The 18,190-nt window shown below is 54.3% G+C and carries 27 protein-coding genes; all 27 read left to right on the top strand.

Annotation, left to right across the window (positions count from 1 at the left end):
• The first annotated feature begins 257 nt into the window (after window positions 1-257).
• The 27 genes from DBR02_RS23230 to DBR02_RS23105 all read left to right on the top strand — a co-directional run bounded on the left by DBR02_RS23230 (window position 258) and on the right by DBR02_RS23105 (window position 18,186).
• Complete coding sequence (locus DBR02_RS23230; protein ID WP_048961198.1) at window positions 258-629, top strand: phage holin family protein; 372 nt, start codon at window positions 258-260, stop codon at window positions 627-629.
• A complete protein-coding gene (locus DBR02_RS23225; RefSeq protein ID WP_063864135.1) occupies window positions 613-1,257 on the top strand; it encodes a glycoside hydrolase family 19 protein in 645 nt (214 codons plus the stop codon). The genes DBR02_RS23230 and DBR02_RS23225 overlap by 17 nt, the downstream gene beginning before the upstream one ends.
• Window positions 1,245-1,721, top strand: a complete 477-nt coding sequence (locus tag DBR02_RS23220) for an Rz lytic protein (protein WP_107535578.1) — start codon at window positions 1,245-1,247, stop codon at window positions 1,719-1,721. The genes DBR02_RS23225 and DBR02_RS23220 overlap by 13 nt, the downstream gene beginning before the upstream one ends.
• Window positions 1,615-1,854: an Rz1-like lysis system protein LysC gene (lysC, locus tag DBR02_RS27270; RefSeq protein WP_426724047.1), complete on the top strand. Its 240-nt coding sequence runs from the start codon at window positions 1,615-1,617 to the stop codon at window positions 1,852-1,854. Before DBR02_RS23220 ends, lysC begins: the two co-directional genes overlap by 107 nt.
• Before the next feature lie 78 nt (window positions 1,855-1,932).
• A complete protein-coding gene (locus DBR02_RS23215; RefSeq protein WP_107535577.1) occupies window positions 1,933-2,379 on the top strand; it encodes a hypothetical protein in 447 nt (148 codons plus the stop codon).
• A 92-nt stretch (window positions 2,380-2,471) separates the two neighbouring features.
• Window positions 2,472-2,690: a hypothetical protein gene (locus tag DBR02_RS23210; RefSeq protein WP_107535576.1), complete on the top strand. Its 219-nt coding sequence runs from the start codon at window positions 2,472-2,474 to the stop codon at window positions 2,688-2,690.
• Between the two features lie 3 nt (window positions 2,691-2,693).
• Complete coding sequence (locus DBR02_RS23205) at window positions 2,694-3,296, top strand: hypothetical protein (RefSeq protein ID WP_107535575.1); 603 nt, start codon at window positions 2,694-2,696, stop codon at window positions 3,294-3,296.
• The gene (locus DBR02_RS23200) at window positions 3,296-4,768 is read left to right on the top strand and encodes a terminase (RefSeq protein WP_107535574.1); all 1,473 of its coding nucleotides are present in this window, start codon (window positions 3,296-3,298) and stop codon (window positions 4,766-4,768) included. Before DBR02_RS23205 ends, DBR02_RS23200 begins: the two co-directional genes overlap by 1 nt.
• Before the next feature lie 80 nt (window positions 4,769-4,848).
• Window positions 4,849-6,240 (top strand): DUF1073 domain-containing protein, encoded by a 1,392-nt coding sequence (locus DBR02_RS23195; protein WP_228465715.1) that lies wholly within the window; start codon window positions 4,849-4,851, stop codon window positions 6,238-6,240.
• Window positions 6,194-7,168: a phage minor head protein gene (locus DBR02_RS23190; protein ID WP_173937212.1), complete on the top strand. Its 975-nt coding sequence runs from the start codon at window positions 6,194-6,196 to the stop codon at window positions 7,166-7,168. Before DBR02_RS23195 ends, DBR02_RS23190 begins: the two co-directional genes overlap by 47 nt.
• 46 nt (window positions 7,169-7,214) lie before the next feature.
• On the top strand, window positions 7,215-7,499 hold the full coding sequence (locus DBR02_RS23185) for a hypothetical protein (RefSeq protein WP_063938103.1): 285 nt from the start codon (window positions 7,215-7,217) through the stop codon (window positions 7,497-7,499).
• Between the two features lie 86 nt (window positions 7,500-7,585).
• Window positions 7,586-8,974, top strand: a complete 1,389-nt coding sequence (locus tag DBR02_RS23180) for a DUF2213 domain-containing protein (RefSeq protein ID WP_107535571.1) — start codon at window positions 7,586-7,588, stop codon at window positions 8,972-8,974.
• 3 nt (window positions 8,975-8,977) lie between these two features.
• The gene (locus tag DBR02_RS23175) at window positions 8,978-9,412 is read left to right on the top strand and encodes a hypothetical protein (RefSeq protein WP_032648633.1); all 435 of its coding nucleotides are present in this window, start codon (window positions 8,978-8,980) and stop codon (window positions 9,410-9,412) included.
• Window positions 9,413-9,421: 9 nt separating this feature from the next.
• Window positions 9,422-10,519, top strand: a complete 1,098-nt coding sequence (locus tag DBR02_RS23170) for a major capsid protein (RefSeq protein WP_107535570.1) — start codon at window positions 9,422-9,424, stop codon at window positions 10,517-10,519.
• A 9-nt stretch (window positions 10,520-10,528) separates the two neighbouring features.
• A complete protein-coding gene (locus DBR02_RS23165) occupies window positions 10,529-10,894 on the top strand; it encodes a hypothetical protein (protein ID WP_048245855.1) in 366 nt (121 codons plus the stop codon).
• A 2-nt stretch (window positions 10,895-10,896) separates the two neighbouring features.
• A complete protein-coding gene (locus DBR02_RS23160) occupies window positions 10,897-11,277 on the top strand; it encodes a DUF7370 family protein (protein ID WP_107535569.1) in 381 nt (126 codons plus the stop codon).
• Window positions 11,277-11,450, top strand: coding sequence for a hypothetical protein (locus DBR02_RS23155; protein WP_045335910.1), 174 nt, complete (start codon window positions 11,277-11,279; stop codon window positions 11,448-11,450). The genes DBR02_RS23160 and DBR02_RS23155 overlap by 1 nt, the downstream gene beginning before the upstream one ends.
• On the top strand, window positions 11,443-11,676 hold the full coding sequence (locus DBR02_RS23150) for a hypothetical protein (RefSeq protein ID WP_107535568.1): 234 nt from the start codon (window positions 11,443-11,445) through the stop codon (window positions 11,674-11,676). Before DBR02_RS23155 ends, DBR02_RS23150 begins: the two co-directional genes overlap by 8 nt.
• Complete coding sequence (locus DBR02_RS23145) at window positions 11,673-12,023, top strand: hypothetical protein (protein WP_107535567.1); 351 nt, start codon at window positions 11,673-11,675, stop codon at window positions 12,021-12,023. The genes DBR02_RS23150 and DBR02_RS23145 overlap by 4 nt, the downstream gene beginning before the upstream one ends.
• 2 nt (window positions 12,024-12,025) lie before the next feature.
• Entirely contained in the window at window positions 12,026-12,394 is a 369-nt protein-coding gene (locus DBR02_RS23140) for a hypothetical protein (protein ID WP_107535566.1), read from the top strand.
• Complete coding sequence (locus tag DBR02_RS23135) at window positions 12,391-12,774, top strand: phage tail termination protein (RefSeq protein ID WP_058692093.1); 384 nt, start codon at window positions 12,391-12,393, stop codon at window positions 12,772-12,774. Before DBR02_RS23140 ends, DBR02_RS23135 begins: the two co-directional genes overlap by 4 nt.
• Before the next feature lie 58 nt (window positions 12,775-12,832).
• The gene (locus DBR02_RS23130) at window positions 12,833-13,588 is read left to right on the top strand and encodes an Ig-like domain-containing protein (RefSeq protein ID WP_107535565.1); all 756 of its coding nucleotides are present in this window, start codon (window positions 12,833-12,835) and stop codon (window positions 13,586-13,588) included.
• 50 nt (window positions 13,589-13,638) lie between these two features.
• The gene (locus tag DBR02_RS23125) at window positions 13,639-14,382 is read left to right on the top strand and encodes a DUF6246 family protein (protein WP_107535564.1); all 744 of its coding nucleotides are present in this window, start codon (window positions 13,639-13,641) and stop codon (window positions 14,380-14,382) included.
• A 72-nt stretch (window positions 14,383-14,454) separates the two neighbouring features.
• Window positions 14,455-14,829 carry a membrane lipoprotein lipid attachment site-containing protein gene (locus DBR02_RS23120; protein ID WP_016245416.1) on the top strand — a complete coding sequence of 125 codons (375 nt, stop codon included), beginning with the start codon at window positions 14,455-14,457 and terminating at the stop codon, window positions 14,827-14,829.
• Between the two features lie 56 nt (window positions 14,830-14,885).
• A complete protein-coding gene (locus DBR02_RS23115) occupies window positions 14,886-17,219 on the top strand; it encodes a tape measure protein (protein ID WP_107535563.1) in 2,334 nt (777 codons plus the stop codon).
• Complete coding sequence (locus tag DBR02_RS23110) at window positions 17,219-17,716, top strand: hypothetical protein (RefSeq protein WP_013095994.1); 498 nt, start codon at window positions 17,219-17,221, stop codon at window positions 17,714-17,716. The genes DBR02_RS23115 and DBR02_RS23110 overlap by 1 nt, the downstream gene beginning before the upstream one ends.
• Window positions 17,716-18,186, top strand: a complete 471-nt coding sequence (locus DBR02_RS23105) for a hypothetical protein (RefSeq protein ID WP_107535562.1) — start codon at window positions 17,716-17,718, stop codon at window positions 18,184-18,186. The genes DBR02_RS23110 and DBR02_RS23105 overlap by 1 nt, the downstream gene beginning before the upstream one ends.
• Window positions 18,187-18,190 lie beyond the last annotated feature (4 nt).

Genomic DNA, 18,190 nt, shown 5'->3' with positions numbered 1-18,190 from the left:
TGATCGCCGGGTAGCGACCAGAGAAGTGCCTAAAATGATGGGGTGGCTCCCAATGCCGGAAAAACAGTGCCGGTCATCACACACAGAACCCACTACCTGGGACCCTTCGGCCAGAGAGCCGACATTGCCTTACCCTCATCTTCCCGGCCTGTCGCCGGGTTTTTTATTCCAGGCTCCGGGAACCATCATCGACACGCCTACTTGTTAAATCGTCCCGAGGGCCTGACCTAATCAACCAGCACCAAGCAGGTGCGAACATGAAGAAAACCACTATGCAAGACAGACCAGATACCTGGGCGGTGATGCTTGCGTGGCTTGTAAACCACAAAAACGAAGCTGGCTATTCGGTACTGGCTTTTGTCATGTCGATACTCGCTACCTCGCGCGGCGCGAAATCAAAGTGGAAAGACCGGATCGCCGGCGCAACGATGTGCGGGATCCTTTGCTTCTTCGCTCAGCCGACACTCACGGCTATATGGGCAATCTTCAACTGGAATTTCCCCCCTGAGCTTTGCTGGCCTATCTCGGCTGGCGTCGGGTATGTGGGGGTGGATTCGCTTTTTGCCTATGCGCGCCGTCGCCTTGGCCTGAATGAACCGGGAGACAAGGCAAATGCTGACCCTCAGTAAATTCCAGCAAGCAACCGGCACCAGTGCGGCACTGGCCGGGAAGTGGTTTCCTGTCGTGCTGGCAGCAATGCAGAAGTACGACATAAGCACACCGTTAAGGCAGGCGCACTTCCTCGCACAGGTGGGGCATGAATCATCTGGCTTCGTTCATGTGGAAGAGAGCCTGAATTACCGATACGGCGCGTTGCTGGCGATGTTCGGCAATCGAATTAGCCAGGAAGACGCTTTCAAATATGGCCGTGTTGACTCGGGCCAGAATGCTCACCCGGCCGACCAGAAAATGATTGGCAGCATCATCTACGCCAACCGGAACGGGAACGGCGATCGCAACAGTGGTGATGGATATCGTTACCGCGGGCGCGGCCTGATTCAGGTGACGGGGAAAGCGAATTACGCCGCGCTGGTGAATCAGCTTGGCGTTGATATCGTGAAGAGCCCGGAACTACTTACTCAGCCTCAATATGCCGCTGAATCCGCAGCTGCCTGGTGGAGCAATCACGGACTTAATGCTATCGCTGACTCAGATGATGTTAGCCGCATCACCAGAATCATCAACGGTGGTACCAACGGACTGGAGGACAGGAAAGCCCGCTTGACTAAAGCTAAGGGGGTTTTATGTTCGGGTTAATCAGTTTATTCCGCATTTTCAAAAATAATGCGCACATTCTCATTCCTTGCGCGTTCATCATCCTTGTCGCTATCTGCCTGTGGGGGCTTAATGCCCGCAACCAACAGCTGACAGCGACTAACGACAGGCTGACACAGCTTAACGACGGCAAGGATGTGCAGATCAACGACCTGAGGGCTAAAAATGACGATCTGGCGGGGAGCGTTAAAGAACTTGCTGGCGCCGTTAACAGGCAAAACGTGGTCATGTCTGAAGTCGCAGAGCAAAGGGCTGAATCGGCAAAGCAGAACCGAATGCTACAGAGCGAGATTAAGCGCTACCTGGCGGCAGATAAGTGCGCTGCTGCTCCTGTTCCTGATGCCGCTGTTGAGCGGTTGCGCTCAGCAGCAGAAGCCGCCCGTGGAATACCGGGTGATAAAGCAGCCGGCCCTGAACCTTCCGGCGGATCTGACGTCGCGCATTGATGTGCCGGATCTGCCAGACAATCCCTCATACGGTGACAGTGTTTCGATGAACGCGACGCTTTATGGAATTGTCGGGCAGTGCAATTACGACCGGGCGGCAATACAAAGAATCGAACAGGGAAAGATTAAATAAAGGGAGTCGCAGATTAAGAGATCAAGAGATTTTTAGTTATCATAAATCCTGATGGTTAATCTGGACACGTGTCGATTTATGGATATTTTAAACAATTCTGCTAACGTTCCTTTGTGGACATTTTTTACAATGGTAGGTGCCATTATCTCAGCGTTTGCTGCAATAGCTACAGCAGTAATAGCCTTTTGGGCAGCTAAATCTTGGATCCAACAAGAAAGGCATAATCAAATGGTGAGACTTAAAAGAGCATCTTTTGAGTACCGAGTAGCCGTTGAAAGAGCTGGGAAATTTGGAAAGGATTATCTTAGGTTGGATGATTTCATTGACTCTACTATGAAACCCGCTCTTGCTGTTGCTTTTCATGAGTTAGTCCTTGCTGGTCTTGAAGGAGAGCAAAATGAAGTTGGCAAGCGATATGAAGAGTTATTCATGAGTCATGAGTTATACAGACAACGCGAGATAAGTTGGAGGGAGCTCCTCCAAGCCGCAGTTGACTTTCAGATATCCATTAAGGTTACTTTTTAAAATAGCCGCCTCCGGGCGGTTTTTTGTTTCCATCACCATGGGTATTCCCATCGTAATGGCAATATCCCCACAAGCGGATAAAGAGGCTCTCAATGTCCGACATCTACCAAATCACGCTAACCACCCAAACAGGTGAAACCTTCACGGGCAAGATGTCACGACGTCAGCCTGAGTTGGTAAACGGCTTTGTGCCGCTGGCGACCGAGACGGGCGAGTGGCTTTACTTCGCTCCGGCCGATGTGAAGCGCGTGCAGTTTACGCCGGTACCGGCAGATCAGATCGAACAGCCAGAAGAACAAACAACGGAGTAACGAATGAGCAAACCGGACTGGGAGGCCATCGAGACGGCGTACCGGGCCGGAGTGATGTCCCTCCGAGAAATAGCTTCACAGCACGGTATCAGCGAAGGCGCTATCCGCAAGCGTGCCAAGCGTGACGACTGGTCGCGTGATCTGAATGCGAAGGTGAAAGAACGAGCAGACGATCTGGTACGCAAAGCTGAGGTACGCAAACAGGTACGCAGTGAAGTCACTTTTAATGAACGCGTACTCATCGAAGCGACGGCTGAGGTAATCGCCAATGTCCGTATGGAACATCGCGGTGACATTAAGCGCGCCCGGCAGATAACTAGTGCCCTGTTTGATGAGTTGGGGGCGGAGTGCGCAGACGTGGCCGCATTGGAAAAGCTCGGAGAGCTGATGTACGACCCCGACGACAAAGGCCAGGACAAGCTCAATGAGATTTACCACAAGGTCATAAGCATGCCGGAGCGCGTTAAGTCAGTTAAGGCACTGAGCGACGCGCTGAAGAACCTGATAGGGCTTGAACGACAGGCCTACGACATAGACGGGCCTGAAGGCGACAACTCTGTTAAGCAAGTTTCTGACCTGATGGATTCATTGTCTCAGGGGGCGTAATGAAACCTGAGCACATCAAACTGCTGGCCGACAAAGACTGGCGGCTGAATAACCTTTACTGGATCACCGACAAAGAGGGTAAGCCCACGCGCTTCAGGATGACGCCTGAACAGCGGGAATACTTCGAGGGGATCCACACTCGCAACATCATCCTGAAAGCTCGCCAGCTCGGTTTCACCACTGAGGTGTGCATTATCCAGCTCGACGCGGCCCTGTTCGAGTCGGCGAAGTGCGCCCTGATTGCCCATACACTGAATGACGCAAAGCGCCTGTTCCGCGAAAAGGTGAAGTACGCATACGACAAGCTTCCAGCAGAGATAAAGGCGGCCAACCCGGCCAGCAACGATTCGTCTGGCGAGCTCGTTTTTAAGAAGGGCGGATCACTCTACGTCAGCACGTCATTTCGTGGCGGCACGTTGCGTTACCTGCACGTTTCCGAGTTCGGGAAGATATGCGCCAAGTATCCTGACAAAGCCCGTGAGATCGTCACTGGTGCGTTTGAGGCGGTATCGACCGGATGCTTCGCTACTATCGAGAGCACAGCAGAGGGCCGGGCGGGTTACTTCTTCGATTACTGCCAGACGGCAGAGAAAGCACTGTTGCAGGGTAAGCCCTTATCCGCACTGGACTGGAAGTTTTTCTTCTTCTCCTGGTGGAAGAATCCGCAGTACGCAATCGACCCAGTTGAATCGCTGCCGGCGCGCCTGCTTGAGTACTTCGCCGAGATGGAGGCTAAGCACGGCGTAGTCGTCAACGAACGCCAGAAAGCCTGGTACTACGCCAAAGAGAAAACGCTCGGCGACGACATGAATCGCGAATACCCGACCATTCCGGCCGAGGCCTTCCAGCAGTCTGTCGAGGGCGCGTATTACGCCAAACAGTTCCGCTGGCTCTACACCAATAAGCGGATCGGCCAAATCCCTGATAACTCGCACCTCCCGGTACACACGTTCTGGGATATCGGTGTGGGTGACTCCACGGCGATCTGGTTCGTTCGCGAGGTTGGCGAAGAGTTCCATATCATCGACTACTACGAAAACTCTGGTGAAGGCCTGCGGCATTACATGAAGGTGCTGAAGGATAGGGGTTATGAGTACGGTGAGCACTGGGGGCCGCACGACATCGATAACCGTGAATTCGGTGCTGACGCCAAATCCCGCAGAGAACTTGCCCGTGAAGGGTATGAAATCGACGGGCAGGTTTACAGCATGACGTTTCAGGTGGTTCCGAAAGTCGGAATAGACACCGGCATTGAGTCGGTTCGCGAAATCCTCCCGTCCTGTGTATTCGATGAGGAGAAGTGTGCCGAGGGCATATCTCACCTCGAGGGCTACCGCAAGGAGTGGGACGACAAGCGCGGCTGCTGGAAAGATAAGCCGCTTCATGACTTCACATCACACGGCGCTGACAGTTTCCGCTACTTTGCCGTAGCGAAGAACAACCACAAACAGGTCGGCGCAGTATTCTTCTAAGGAGCTCATCAGTGAGTGAATTAAGCACCGGGGAGCAGTTCCTCGTTAATGCCCTTGCTGATGCTATCGGGCGGCAGCGCATGCTGTACGCGGGCCAGCCGGGAAATACCAAACGCACAAAGTTATGGGATGAGTTCGGTTATCCAAATAGTCTCGAGTTCGACCGCTACTACCGGGCCTATGAGCGCAACGCGGTGGCGTTTGCCGCCGTTCATAAGCTTCTTGATTCGTGCTGGGTTGATAACCCGACGATCATCGACGGCGACGACGGAAAGGAGTCAACCGAGACAACGGAATGGGAGAAGTCAGCTACTAAATTGCTGAAGAAACACTGGCCGAAAATTAAGGATGCGGATCGCCGTAACTTGGTTGGCCGGTACTCGGCATTGCTCATTCAGTTCCGGGACGGCAGAGAATGGCACGAGCCGGTAGACCGAGCGAAGGTTAAATCTCTGAGGAATATCGGTAGCGGACCCATCGTTAAGCTGATCCCCGCGTGGGAATCGCAGATCAAGCCGGGCAACTTCGATACTGACACGCTTTCAGAAACTTATGGCCAGCCAGTTTCGTACAACTTCAACGAGCAGCCCGTAGGCGATGATGGCACGTATGGTCCGGTACGCGGCGTTACAGTACACCCTGAGCGAATCATCATCCTCTGCGAAGGCTCGGAAGACGAAAACATGCTCTCTGGCGTGCCTTTCCTGCGCGCGGGCTACAACAAACTTCTCGACCTTGAAAAGGTATCGGGTGGTAGTGCCGAAGGGTTCCTGAAGAATGCCAGTCGCCAGCTCGGGATTGCGTTCGACAAAGAAACCAACATTGCGAACCTGTCAAAGCAAGCCACAGACGCTGGCTACAAAGACCTGGGCGAAGCGCTCAACGACAAAGTCGCCAAGATGAACCGTGGCACTGATTCTGCCCTGGTAATGCAGGCAGGCACGCCGTCGGTGCTCTCCGTTGCAGCAGCCGATCCATCCCCTACATGGACGGTGGCCGCCAACGAGTTTGCATCTTCGATTCAATGCCCGTTCACCATACTCTTTGGTCAACAGACGGGGCGCCTTGCTTCAGATGAGGACAAGACGGACTGGGCGAAGCGCTGTAACGGCCGCCGATGGGGATTCCAGTCGATGGTGGTCGAGAGCGTGCTTGAGCGCTTCTGGACAGTAGGTGTCATTGACCCGCCTACATCCGGAGAGGTTACGCTGGCATGGTCTGATCTGCTCGCACCGAGTGAGAAAGAGAAGATTGCCAACATGCAGGCAATGGCTGTCGTGGCGAAAGATACCCAGCAGGCATACGGCACTCCGACAGTGGATGAAAACGAAATCCGCGCAGTTGGTGAGCTTGAGCCTCGCAAGGTCGTGCAGCCACCTGACCCTGATGTAAAGCAAACCGATAAGGATCCGCTGACAGATGATGATGACAGCGCAAACCAGAATCGGGACGCCAATCGTACAGCGCAATAAAGCTGACCCGACGCAGTCCTCGCGACAGGTTAGCCGGATGTTCAATGATATCGAAGGCCGGTATCTGAGCATTAAGCGCAGGCTAAAGGCACTCTTTGACCAAAGGCTGACAGGACAGCAGCGAGAGGCGAACGTGCAGCGGTCATGGATGATGTGTAACAACGAAGGTGCAGAGCCTTCGCTGTATCAGGTCAATGCCGGTAAGTTCCTCTATGACATGACAGCTGCTGAACTGGCCGACCTGCTGCAAGTTGTGCAGTCGATTCTGGATGATGAGCTTCTTGATGGCGGCAGCCAGAACCTGTGGGCGATGGACTACGTCATTGCGGAATATGACCGCGGCACGCTAAACGCCTTCACCAACCTGTCGGTGCAGTCTCAGGTGTACGCCAGTCAGACTACGCTACAGCAGCTTTTAAGCAGCCCGGGCTACCTGAACCAGATTGCGGCGGCCAGGCTGACAACGTTCAGTGACTGGAAGGTCATCAGCGATACAGCCCGCGGCGACCTGGCCAACATCATCACCGATGCGTTAGCGCGCGGGGTGAATCCTCGCGAGACGGCCAGCGTCATCAGCAAGCGCCTCGATGTGTCGATGTCGAAGGCCAAAACCATCGCCCAGACTGAGCATGTCGGCGCGCTGAGGCAGGCACAGTGGAACGAAACGGACTGGGCAGCCGACAGGCTGGGGCTGAATACCGGCCTACTGTGGTTGTCAGCGCTCAAACCAACGACGCGCACCTGGCACGCCAGCCGTCACGGCAAGGTCTACACCACAGAAGAGGTGCGGGACTTCTACGCCGAGAATGGCAACCGGTACAACTGCTATTGCAGCCAGATTCCGGTGCTTCTCAACGACGACGGCAGCATATTCAACGAAGGGCTGGCGGATAAGCTGAAGAAAGAGAGAAATGCCTGGCAAACTTGATTTTTTGCTGAAATGATAATGCCTTACAGGATAAGTGAGGTTAAAAATGGATTCAAAAAACGCAGACTTTAAAATTAAAAAGGTCAGCTTTGACTGGAAGGAAATCAACAAGTCAGAGCTTTCAAGTAGTTATAGGGTCGTGTGTAAAGTTATATTTGAGGGCGGATTGGAAATTGAAGGAAGCAATTTTTATACTTGGTATAAACCAAACGCGAACCCTCTTGGCCCTATAAATTATGGGAATGCAGAAATTAATGCAGAGCATGAGGCATTTAAATTAGCTTTATCGCGTGCTCATGAAATTTTTACTTCTCAAACCGTGCCCAGATAAAGCAATCAATAGTATAAACATTCAATGAATATAGGTCGCCACGGCGGCCTTTTTTATTGCCTGCAATCCACCAATGAGGACCCAGCATGAAACGCAACCGCGTTAACGTGCTGACCGTCGTCAACTCCGCTTCAAACATCACCACTGAAACCATCGACGACAAGCCACATATCGTGGTTCGCGGCATCACGCCTGTCGTGGACGATATTGTGATGAACCGGAAGTTGTACCCGGCAGCAGAAATCGAAAAGGCCTACAACACGCTCGAGCGTAACCCGATGCCGCTGGGCCACCCGAAAGTGGACGGCAAGCATGTGTCGGCGCGCGATGTCCGGGCGGTGAACGAGTACCACGTCGGCGCCTGGCTACAGAACGTAAGCCATAAAGACGGGAAGGTGACCGGCGACATGTACGTTAACCGCCAGTACGCCGAATCCAGCGACAAGGGCAAGCGCCTGATTAACCGCCTGGATGAGATGCTGGCCGGTACCAACTCCGACCCGATTCATATCTCGACAGGCCTGCTGTATTCCGGTATCGCCGCCAACGGCGAGTCGAAGGGCAAAAAGTACAACGAGATCGCCACCAACATGATGTTTGACCATGTGGCGGTGCTGCTTGATGAGCCCGGCGCCGGTACGCCGGAGGAGGGCGTGGGCATCTTCGTTAACTCAGAAGGTGATGAGCAACAGATTGAAGTTGTCCGCCTTGCTGACGGAATCGACTGCACCCGCGATGGCCTGATCAACAAAACCAAATTCTTCTTCACAAATGCCTCCAACTTCTCTTTTGACGACATCTCCCGCGCCATCAGCGACAAGCTGCGCGAGGGTGAAGCCGAAGATAAGTGGCTTTGGCCTGAAACGGTGTGGCCGGACAGCTTCATCTACCGCAATGACAACAAATACCTGAAGCAAAAGTACCTCATCGATGACGACGGCAAGGCCGTGTTCGTCGGCGAACCTGTAGAAGTCGTGCGCAAACCCACTGAGTACGAGATTAAAACCAACGGAGAGAACGATCCGATGAAAGAACTGATTATCAATGCGCTGCAAGCCGCTGGTAAGCCGACCGAAGGCAAGTCCGACGCCGAGCTGATGGACGCATACAACCAGATGAAGGCCGAAGAAGCCACCGCCAAGAAAAAAGGCGATGAAGAAACCGACCCGGAAACCGGCAAGCCCAAGAAAAAAGAGCAGGCCACCAATAACGAAGAGATGCCAGCGTGGGCGAAAACACTCGCCGATCGCGTGGACGTCGTTTTCAACAGCCTGAACGCTAACGCCGACAAAGAAAAAGGCGAAAAGCGCGCGGCTGTGAAGCTGGGGATGAACATGAGCGATGAAGAAGTCGAAGATCTGGACGGTAAGGCGCTCGACGCGATGTATGCCAAGTGCCAGACCTCTTTCGGCCTGAACGGTGCATTCCGCCATCAGGCTACTAACAACCAATCAGTCAGCGAAATGCCGGAGTAAAAAATGGCTAAAGACGGAAAGCATATCATCCACGCCGGCGGCGTGTTCCCTAATCCGCTTCTTAACCGTGAAGGCGCAGCTGCGGCATCAACCCCTCCTGGAACCATTGGCTTCTTCAGTGCAGCGGACAAGTTCACTGCCTCTGTAGATGGCAATGAGGCTGCAATTCTGTATGTGGCCAACAAAGACTATCTGCGCTGCCTGTCAGTGGACGACGCTATCCCTGCTGGCGAGCTTGTCGTAGGTATTCAGCCTCTGCCGGGCATGTTCCTCAACGTTCGTGCCGCAGCCGGCACCTACACCAAGGGACAGGCGCTCTCTATTGCAAATGGTCGAGTCAAGGTGGCTGCTGGCGATGAGTCAGTGCGCTGCTACGTCGAGGAAGACAAATCATACACAGCGGCGGCAGGTGATCTGCTTCGTGTCGTAATCAAATAAGGAGCGGATATGTTTGTATTCTCCAAGTCTATCGGTGAAAAGACCGGTAACCTCGCGGTAAATCAGGCGCAATGGCGCGCTCTTGAAATTGAGCGAAACGCCAGTGCTCAGGCAGCAGCGGATTTCTTGGCGCGCACTCAGTTCCGTGGCGATGCAGAAAACGCTCCTTATCTCGATGCGGTGAACGCAGTTGACGATATTCGTCGCCTGTATCGCGCTTTCGACACAACTGTTCTTCAGCAGTTCGAGCCGAATACCGAGTTCACTCTGCTGAACGATCTAATGCCGCTTTCTCGCTCCGTTCGAATCGAACAGTCTCGTTACGACTACGCTCGTACCGGTGGCCGCGGCTGGGCTCACACTTCCATGTCCGGACAGGTCGGCGCGGCACTCGATGCTCGTAGCTATTCCTTCGATGGCACCATGGTGCCTATCCACGACTCGGGCTTTAAGTTCGAATGGCGTGATCCAATTTTCAACAGCCCGCAGGCATTGCAATCGCAGGCTGATGCGCAGCGTGGTTCGGTTGAAGACGTTCAGCGTCGTTACGTTGACTACATCTTCAACGGCTTCCGCGACAAAGCTGGCAACTTCGCAGTGTTTGACGGTCTGACCTGGAAAGGGTTGCGTGACGATGAGCGCGTAGCGCAGATCGACCTTGGCGCTTCAGGCCTGAACATCGATTTTACCTCTGACACAGCAACGTCTCAGGACATCCGCGCTGGAGCAATCGCACTGCGTGATCAGATGCGTCGCGTAAACAATCAGTATGCAGAGCAGACCTGGTATGTATCCGGCGAAATCATCTCCAACCTGGAACGCTACTTCTCCGACAACTTCCAGTCCGGCACGATCATGGATGAAATCCTGAAACTGACCGGTGTTGCAGCGATTAAAGAAGACAGCCAGCTCACAGGTAACGAAATCGTCATCGTTCCACTGAGTGCAGGCGTCATCGCTCCAATCGTCGGCCAGGCTATCGGTACCGTTGCATCTCCGCGGCCGGAGTACAACAGCGACTACATCTGGCGCACCTGGGGTGCAATGGGGTTGATGGTCAAGCAGGACATCGACAACAAATACTCCGTAATTCACGCATCAAGCTAAGGATAAATTATGGCACTGGTAGAAATCGTGGCAAGTAACCTGCACGCCGGTGCCAACCTCCGCAAACTGGAGGTTGGTTCGGTGGTGGATGTGGACGACGCAACAGCTGAGCGCTGGATCAGCACTGGCAAGGCGAAGGAGACCGATAAGAAGAAAGGCGAGAAGCTTGCCTTCGAAGTGGCTACGCCGTCATCGCCGTCAGGCGATCTGTCTGTCCTGCAAAAGCAACTCGCCGACGCACTGGAGCAGAACCAAAAGCTAATCGCCGATGGTGAAGCTAAAGACAAGGCTCACGCCGACGCACTGGCAGCAGAAACCAAACGCGCTGACGAAGCCGAAGCAGCATTGGCGGAAGCAATCAAGAAGGCGAAATAACCATGGCTGACCCAATCACAGCGGCAGACGTGCAGGCGTTCCTCGGTGAATTGGGTTACTCCATCCCGGGCGCGCTGCTGGAGCCGATTCTCTGCGTGGTAAACAAGATCATCCCGTGCCTCGATGGCGCGGGGTATGACGAGTGCACCGCGAAGTTGATCCTGATGTACGCAGCAGCGCTGATGGCTACGTCTTCCGGTGCGCGCCGCATCAAATCGCAGGGTGCACCGTCTGGTGCGTCCCGCTCGTTTGAATATGGCGACGACAGCATCACCTGGCTTCGCGACTCACTGGCCCGTCTCGATACCAGCGGTTGCGCCAGCGAGTTGCCGATCAGCGCCGGAAACAGTGTCGGCCTGTTCATGGTGGTCGGAGGCTGCTGATGACGTACAAATCAGTTAAGCACGGTCTGCCGCGTTCGTTCACCCGCGTCTGGGTGATGACCGACACCGGGCGGGAGACTACCGGCTACGTGAAATCGGATGGCGAGTGGTTCATCAATTGCCCGCGCATCCGGGCGACTGGCGCGAAGGTGCTGAGGTGGAAAGATGGCTGAAAATTATGAAGTCCATGCCTTTGAATGCGAAGACAACTGGTCGCTGTTCATCTGGATAAACGACTCCGGCGTTAAGTTTATTGGCCGGCATGCTGAAACTTACGAGAAAGCCAAAGCTGACTTTCTGGAGCAGGCTGATGCTAGGCGCCTCGCCAGCCAATCAGGCTCGATGCGGCCTCTTGATGATTTCAGAATCGTTGAGAAGGTGGAGGTATTCGCTCTATGAGCAGCGTTGCCAACTGGTCTTACACCGCCACGGCGACCATCTGGCGCAAACTGGAAGGTAATGACGAATACGGCGATCCGCTTGGTTATGCCGGACCTGAGCAAATCCTCTGCGATTATGAGGGCGGACTCAGCAAGAAGTTAGCCAGCCTGGGCGCTGAAATCGTCGTGAAAAATACCGTCTGGACGGAGTTTGCGCTGGCCGCCGCGGGTGATTACCTGCTGATTGGTGTGTCGACCGAGGCTGACCCGGTTGTCGCCGGTGCCGACGAGGTGCGGCAAGTTATCCGTTACGCCGACACGTTCGAGCGCCTTGCGGATGATTACGCCATCCTGACGGTAGTGTAGCCATGGGCATCAAAGTACGCGGCGTTAAGCAGTCGAAAGCCGGGCTCAACCGCATTATCAACGACGTGAAAGGGCGCAATGTTGTCCGGGCATTACAGTCAGCGATGATAATCGGCAGCTCCCAGGCCGCGTTGTACACTCCGATCGACACCTCAACACTGCTTAATAGCCAGTATCGGGAGTTGATAAACAACGGCGTTCGGCTGACAGGTCGGGTGGGATATGCGTTCAACTATGCTGTTTTCGTTCACGATCCGAATGTGCCGCAAACCTTCCGTCGCGCCACCGCGCAGAAAGAGTTCCTCACCAAAGGCTTTGAAGACACCCGCAGCCAGATTGATGCCGTGATGCGCAAGGAGCTTTCAGTATGACACCAGCCATGTATGAGCGAGTGCGTAACTACTTCGTTGATGCCGGGCTTACCACTGGCTTCATTGTTCAGTTGCTGGCGTGGGACGACACAGCCAAGTTAACCGACGCATTCATCGTGTTCCGTCCTAACGGTGGTACCGACATCCGAAATGACCTCGGATCTGACCACTACGTGCTGGTGGATATCATCTCCGCCAAGGATAAACGCCGAGCAGCCGCTGAAAAGGCTCAGGAAATCATCAATTATGTCGAACAGAACGACATTACCGACGAATGCCTTGGCCTTATTCAAAACCTCGGAAACATGCCAGCACCTATCCTGACCGAAGAGGGCCGCCTGGTCTTCAGACTCCAGTTCATGTGTGTCTACGGCGAATAACCCCATCACCAACCCATCAGGCTGCCATCCGGTGGCCTTTTTTATTTGAGAGGTACACATGCAAGGCTGTGCTAATGATTTTGGCAAGCTGATCGGGAAAGTAGCTGTGCTACGCATGGCCTTTGGCTGCCCCGACACAGTGCCAGCGCTTTCAGAATGGAAGCGTCTCGGCGCTATGACGACCAAGGGCATCGACTATTCGATGAATACCATCAACTCCGAGGCAGATGATGCTAAAGGGCTGGTGGAGAACCTGGTCAACAACATGGATCTGACAATCTCCGGAGAAGGGGAGTTCCGCAAGTCTGACAAAGATAACGAGATCGGCGCGTGGCGTCTATCGAAGTACATCTTCGACGAAGTTCAGGCAGGCCGTCAGCCTAACTTGTGGGTTCGTTTCGACTTTGCTGGTGAGAACGCCGGTACTTATATCCAGGGATACATGAACACCACTTCATGGTCTGGTGATTTCGGTACCAACGATATCTCCACCTTCTCCGGCGAGTGGAAGGTCTACGACGCCGACACCGTTGTGTTTGAAGTCGCTGATTCCATCGATGTCACTGGCGTTGAGGTTAACCCTGCAACTGCTTCTCTGGTCGTTGGCGCAACCCAGCAGCTGAGCGGCGCGGTTCAGCCAACCGATGCGACTAACAAGGCGATCACCTGGACGACTTCAGCACCTTCGATTGCCACCGTCAGTTCAACAGGCCTGGTGACAGCAGTTGCCGAGGGAACCGCGACTATTACGGCTACTACTGCTGACGGTGATTTCACCGACACCTGCGCCGTTACCGTTACTGCCGCACCGTAATCACTACAAAGGGCGGCGTGCTGCCCTTGATACTGGTTATGGAGAGCGATATGACCCCTTTGAAAGAAATTGGAGAGTGCCTGATTGGTGCTGGCGGCCGTGAATACTTCTTCCGGCCATCGTTCCGTAACATGACTCGGATCGGCGAGCCAGAACATATCGTTCGCACTTTCTATGCGCTGTTCAATGACGACGTAGCAAAGATGCTTGAAGCGGCGCGCGAAATTCACAGTGCGATACTAGAGCATCAGCGCAGATTTTACGCCCACTATTTCGGTGACGTTTCGCTGCCGCGCTGGGCACTTGATGCAGCAGGCTCTGCCGCGTTTGTGCGTGATGCATTACTATCGGCTATTAACGTCATTCAGTCCTGCTGTGACGAGGACGTTTCTGAACTGACAGGATGGCATGATCCTTCACGTACTGGCCGGCGCACATTCGTATGGCACCGCGGAGCGCTTCCGCCGGAGAACCTGATTCTGATAGCTCAGTCACTGATCATGCATGGCGTTATCGGACGGGCGAAGGTTCGTAAGTTGCAGAAGCACGAAAGCAAGGAAACGACGCCGGAGTTTCATGCGACTGAATACATCATGGCGGCGCGCAACCATTTCGGGATCAGCAGGGAAGAGGCTGAAAACCTTACCATGACCGAGTTCGCCATGATGCTTAACGCCAAATACCCTGACCAGAAAGGCTTCACCAGGGAAGAGTACGACGCTGTTATGGACGATGACGATCGCCGCTGGCAGGAAATGATTGAGCGCGAAAAATCAGCAAAGAAAGCCTCCTGAGTTAATAATGGATGTACCGTAATCGCCTGACCGGGCGTAATATGGCTCGACAATAAAACTCAGGGGATAAGAGTGAAAAAAATACTTTTGGCTTTGGTGATTCCACTGGTTCTGGCTGGCTGCAAGCCGGGCGAGGAAAAGGCTATTTCGCTGGCACAATCTGAAGTGTCCGCCAATCTACTGGATCCTGGCAGCGCGCAATTCCGCAACGTGAAAGTTGTGAAGATGACAGATGCCGATGATGGCCGTGTTAACGCAGTTGTTTGCGGGGAGATTAACGGAAAGAACGGTTTCGGTGCCTATGCAGGGTTTCATCCATTCTTCGTTGAGCTGAAAATGAAATCGAAGGGGATGTTCTCGAAAGGTGTCGACTACACCCTTGGTGATCACTTCCTCAGCTCGAAAGATACGCCCCCACCGCCGGCCTACACCGAACGATGCCAATAAACGAAACGAATAACTAACCCACCACTCGGTGGGTTTTTTATGCCCGGAGAGAACTGATGTCTGAGAAAGCAGGCGAGATTTATTACGACATCGAGGCCGATGTATCTGGCTTGCTCAAGGCGCAGGGAAAGGCCAATAAGTCGCTCGACTCCATCGGCAACTCGGCGACCAATGCAGCCAAAAAGATGGATGAGTTGCAGACGAACATCAACCGCGTCGCCGGGGCAATTGCCGCCTCACTCGTTGTTGACTGGGGTAAGGCGTTTCTCGTTGCTGCTGACAACATGAGCCAGCTCAACGCTCGTATAGAGAGGCTTACTGGTAGCGCAACAACAGCCTCGCAGACGATGCAGAATCTGATCCGTATCAGTTCGGCAACTGGCGGTTCTCTTCAGGACACTGCGAAGCTGTGGGAAACTCTCAGCACGGCGTTGCGCGATACCGGAGCGACCAACGGCCAGATAATCCAGCTCACCGAAACACTTCAGAAAATAGGTCGCATTGGCGGATCCTCGACAGAAGAAATGGCGAATGCTCTTCGTCAGTTCGGCCAGTCAATTTCATCCGGTACTGTCCGGGCTGAGGAGTTCAACTCCATCCTTGAGCAAATGCCGGAACTGGCGCGCCAGATTGCCGCCGGGATGGGTGTAAGTATCGGAGAACTTCGTCAGCTGATGCTGGACGGGAAACTGACGGCAGAAGATGCTCTCAACGCCATTCAGAAGCAAACCGGCTCAGTGAATGCAGAGTTCGAGAAACTCCCGCGCACGCTTTCACAGGCTAATACCGCGCTGACAAACTCATTCCTGTCGATGATCGATTCAGTTAACCAGGCAACAGGTGCGAGTAACGGCCTGGTGGCAGTTATCGATTCAATGACAGCTGCGCTCGACAGGCTGGTGGGCAAAGCAATCTCAGCGGATGCGCAGATTTCAGATCTGAACAGCACGGCAGAAATGTTTACCCGACGGGCCCGAACCTGGTCATGGCTGGGGCTTGATGGCTGGGAGGCGCAAAACAAAGCGCTGGCCGGGCTGAGCAATAAAGCCGCCATTCTGGTTGGCGATCTGGCGGCTGTAACCAAAGAATCTCAGGCCGCCGCCAACACCAAGCCGATCGAGATAAAAACCACGGCAACGACCACCGGGAGCAAGTCGAAGGGTGGAGCGTCAGCCGCTCAGAAAGAGGCAGAACAGTACGCTAAAGCGCAGGAAACTGTTAACCAAAAACTGGACGAGCTGAGGCAGAAGGCCGAGCTCTCAGCTGGCAGTGTCGGTGAACTGTCCAGAGCTCAGGCCGTGCTTAATGCGCAGCAGTCTCTCGGCAACACAGCCACGCAGGAGCAACTTCTGCTGGCCGGCCAACTGGCAGGTAAAGCTTGGGACAATGCCAACGCATTGCGTGAGCAGGCTAAGGCTGAACGGGAGCGCACTGAGGCTGCAAATAAGTTCAGTACCATCCAGGGCAAAACCAGTAAAACCGCAGGTCTGGATAGCCAGTATCAGAAAGACATTGCTGACATCCAGCTTTACGCGCAGCTTTATCCGCAGAAGATCGGGGAGGCTGAGGCAGCGCGCGCCGCTATCGAGCAGCAGTATCGTGATCAGCGTAACGCTGCGATGTGGGAAGAGTGGGCGCAACAGAACGCGGCCACTCAGGCAGCGGCTGCGGCTTTCGACTCTCTTGGTTCGGTGGCCAGCAATGCGCTGACCGGCATTGTCACCGGAAGTATGTCGGCCAGCGATGCGATGAGAAGCATTGGCATGACAGTCCTAAACAGCGTGGTTAACTCGTTCGTGCAGATGGGCCTCGAGTGGGTTAAGTCGGCGATTATGGGCCAGACCGCTACGACATCAGCTGTGGCAGTTTCGACAGCAGCTCAAACCGCAGGAATTGCTACCACTACGGCAGCAAGTACCGCGGCAGCTGCGACACAAACGGCGGCCTGGACGCCTGCGGCAATGCTGGCGTCTATCAGTACACTCGGTGGAGCAGCTGCCATAGGAATTGGTGCTGTTCTCGGTGCGCTGGCTATGGGAGTTGCTGGTAAGCGTAAGAATGGCGGCCCGGTGAGTGCAGGCGGGATGTATCAAGTCGGCGAAGGCGGCATGCCGGAGATTTACCAGGCCAGCACCGGTAAGCAGTACATGATACCGGGCGACAATGGCAGGGTGATCAGCAACAAGGAGATGACTGCCGGCAGAGGTGGAGGGGTGGTAATCAACATCAAGAACTACACGTCATCCTCGGTCGATGCTCAGGCCGGTACGGATGCTAATGGTGGAGTGACGGTGGATGTAATTGTCGCTGACCTGAACAACGGCGGGCCAATCAGTAACGCCATAACCAGCAACATGAACGTTAAACGCACGCCAAGAGGGCAGGGCTGATGCCAATTATCGACTATCCCGACTGGCTGCCGCTGGCGCAGAAGGCCAGCAAAAACATGACACTCGATACCGGTTTCCAGACCGATCAGCCAGCGGTCGGCCCGGCTATCTTCGAGAATCAAACCGACGACCTGAAAGTGACCTGGTCACTGACGTGGATCTTCACTCTGGCTGAGGAACGAGCATTCCAGCAGTGGCTACGCAGCCCAAACTATCTCAACCGGGGCCTGAACTGGTTCCGGATGAATATCAATCTGGGTGGTAGTGGCCTGCAACTCCAGGAGCTTCATTTCACCCAGATGCCGGTGCAAACCAGTATCGATGGCGGAGTGGTGACCTGGACGGGAACCGTTATTGCCAATCACCTGTACAACGCCGATGACGAGTTTGACGACATCATTGTTGAACTGCCGCCGCCGTGGGATTCGTGGCTGGATATCGTTGTCACGGGTTATCCGGACGGGCGCGATCCGGAATCACTACCGAGGGTGCCGTAATGCCGAGCTTCAGGGAGTATAAGCAGCAACGCCCGACGCGCGGACTGTACGACACCATTACGTTCTACCATCCATCCTTTGGCTACGTCCGCCTGGTCGATAAGCAGTTCTTCCCGAAGACGCTCAGCAGGCAGACGTACACGCCAGCGCGCTTTGAAATCGAAGAGAGTCAGCAGAGCGGTACTCCTGTGATTGACGCTACGGTGAAGTTAGGGCGTCTGTCGTCTGACATCAAAGCTCTCATGAAGCAGTGGAAAGGGGCGGCTCGGCTAACAGCTATTACGGCCACGCGGCAGATCTTCGACAGCGGCGATGTGTCGGTACCGATAAAGTCGTGGCAGCTTTACGTCAAGACGGTGGACATCGATGCCGACGCCGCATCGGTCACTCTGTCTGTCACCAACCCGCTTAACAACAACATCGGAAGGCTCTATGACCCAACGGAATACACTGGCCTTCAGTACCTCTGATTTT

The organism is Enterobacter cloacae complex sp. (assembly GCF_900322725.1).
GTDB classification, from domain to species: domain Bacteria; phylum Pseudomonadota; class Gammaproteobacteria; order Enterobacterales; family Enterobacteriaceae; genus Enterobacter; species Enterobacter quasihormaechei.
This window is presented reverse-complemented; position numbering and strand designations above follow the sequence as displayed.

Excerpts from the sequence above, each read along its gene's own strand:
- DBR02_RS23145 (WP_107535567.1), top strand. The coding sequence starts at position 11,673 with ATGAGCAGCGTTGCCAACTGGTCTTACACCGCCACGGCGACCATCTGG.
- DBR02_RS23195 (WP_228465715.1), top strand. The coding sequence starts at position 4,849 with ATGCTGTACGCGGGCCAGCCGGGAAATACCAAACGCACAAAGTTATGG.
- DBR02_RS23105 (WP_107535562.1), top strand. The coding sequence starts at position 17,716 with ATGCCGAGCTTCAGGGAGTATAAGCAGCAACGCCCGACGCGCGGACTG.
- DBR02_RS23155 (WP_045335910.1), top strand. The coding sequence starts at position 11,277 with ATGACGTACAAATCAGTTAAGCACGGTCTGCCGCGTTCGTTCACCCGC.
- DBR02_RS23230 (WP_048961198.1), top strand. The coding sequence starts at position 258 with ATGAAGAAAACCACTATGCAAGACAGACCAGATACCTGGGCGGTGATG.
- DBR02_RS23110 (WP_013095994.1), top strand. The coding sequence starts at position 17,219 with ATGCCAATTATCGACTATCCCGACTGGCTGCCGCTGGCGCAGAAGGCC.
- DBR02_RS23170 (WP_107535570.1), top strand. The coding sequence starts at position 9,422 with ATGTTTGTATTCTCCAAGTCTATCGGTGAAAAGACCGGTAACCTCGCG.
- DBR02_RS23140 (WP_107535566.1), top strand. The coding sequence starts at position 12,026 with ATGGGCATCAAAGTACGCGGCGTTAAGCAGTCGAAAGCCGGGCTCAAC.
- DBR02_RS23135 (WP_058692093.1), top strand. The coding sequence starts at position 12,391 with ATGACACCAGCCATGTATGAGCGAGTGCGTAACTACTTCGTTGATGCC.
- DBR02_RS23220 (WP_107535578.1), top strand. The coding sequence starts at position 1,245 with ATGTTCGGGTTAATCAGTTTATTCCGCATTTTCAAAAATAATGCGCAC.
- DBR02_RS23215 (WP_107535577.1), top strand. The coding sequence starts at position 1,933 with ATGGATATTTTAAACAATTCTGCTAACGTTCCTTTGTGGACATTTTTT.
- DBR02_RS23185 (WP_063938103.1), top strand. The coding sequence starts at position 7,215 with ATGGATTCAAAAAACGCAGACTTTAAAATTAAAAAGGTCAGCTTTGAC.
- DBR02_RS23200 (WP_107535574.1), top strand. The coding sequence starts at position 3,296 with ATGAAACCTGAGCACATCAAACTGCTGGCCGACAAAGACTGGCGGCTG.
- DBR02_RS23125 (WP_107535564.1), top strand. The coding sequence starts at position 13,639 with ATGACCCCTTTGAAAGAAATTGGAGAGTGCCTGATTGGTGCTGGCGGC.
- DBR02_RS23205 (WP_107535575.1), top strand. The coding sequence starts at position 2,694 with ATGAGCAAACCGGACTGGGAGGCCATCGAGACGGCGTACCGGGCCGGA.
- DBR02_RS23130 (WP_107535565.1), top strand. The coding sequence starts at position 12,833 with ATGCAAGGCTGTGCTAATGATTTTGGCAAGCTGATCGGGAAAGTAGCT.
- DBR02_RS23225 (WP_063864135.1), top strand. The coding sequence starts at position 613 with ATGCTGACCCTCAGTAAATTCCAGCAAGCAACCGGCACCAGTGCGGCA.
- DBR02_RS23210 (WP_107535576.1), top strand. The coding sequence starts at position 2,472 with ATGTCCGACATCTACCAAATCACGCTAACCACCCAAACAGGTGAAACC.
- DBR02_RS23180 (WP_107535571.1), top strand. The coding sequence starts at position 7,586 with ATGAAACGCAACCGCGTTAACGTGCTGACCGTCGTCAACTCCGCTTCA.
- DBR02_RS23150 (WP_107535568.1), top strand. The coding sequence starts at position 11,443 with ATGGCTGAAAATTATGAAGTCCATGCCTTTGAATGCGAAGACAACTGG.
- lysC (WP_426724047.1), top strand. The coding sequence starts at position 1,615 with ATGCCGCTGTTGAGCGGTTGCGCTCAGCAGCAGAAGCCGCCCGTGGAA.
- DBR02_RS23175 (WP_032648633.1), top strand. The coding sequence starts at position 8,978 with ATGGCTAAAGACGGAAAGCATATCATCCACGCCGGCGGCGTGTTCCCT.
- DBR02_RS23115 (WP_107535563.1), top strand. The coding sequence starts at position 14,886 with ATGTCTGAGAAAGCAGGCGAGATTTATTACGACATCGAGGCCGATGTA.
- DBR02_RS23190 (WP_173937212.1), top strand. The coding sequence starts at position 6,194 with ATGACAGCGCAAACCAGAATCGGGACGCCAATCGTACAGCGCAATAAA.
- DBR02_RS23160 (WP_107535569.1), top strand. The coding sequence starts at position 10,897 with ATGGCTGACCCAATCACAGCGGCAGACGTGCAGGCGTTCCTCGGTGAA.
- DBR02_RS23165 (WP_048245855.1), top strand. The coding sequence starts at position 10,529 with ATGGCACTGGTAGAAATCGTGGCAAGTAACCTGCACGCCGGTGCCAAC.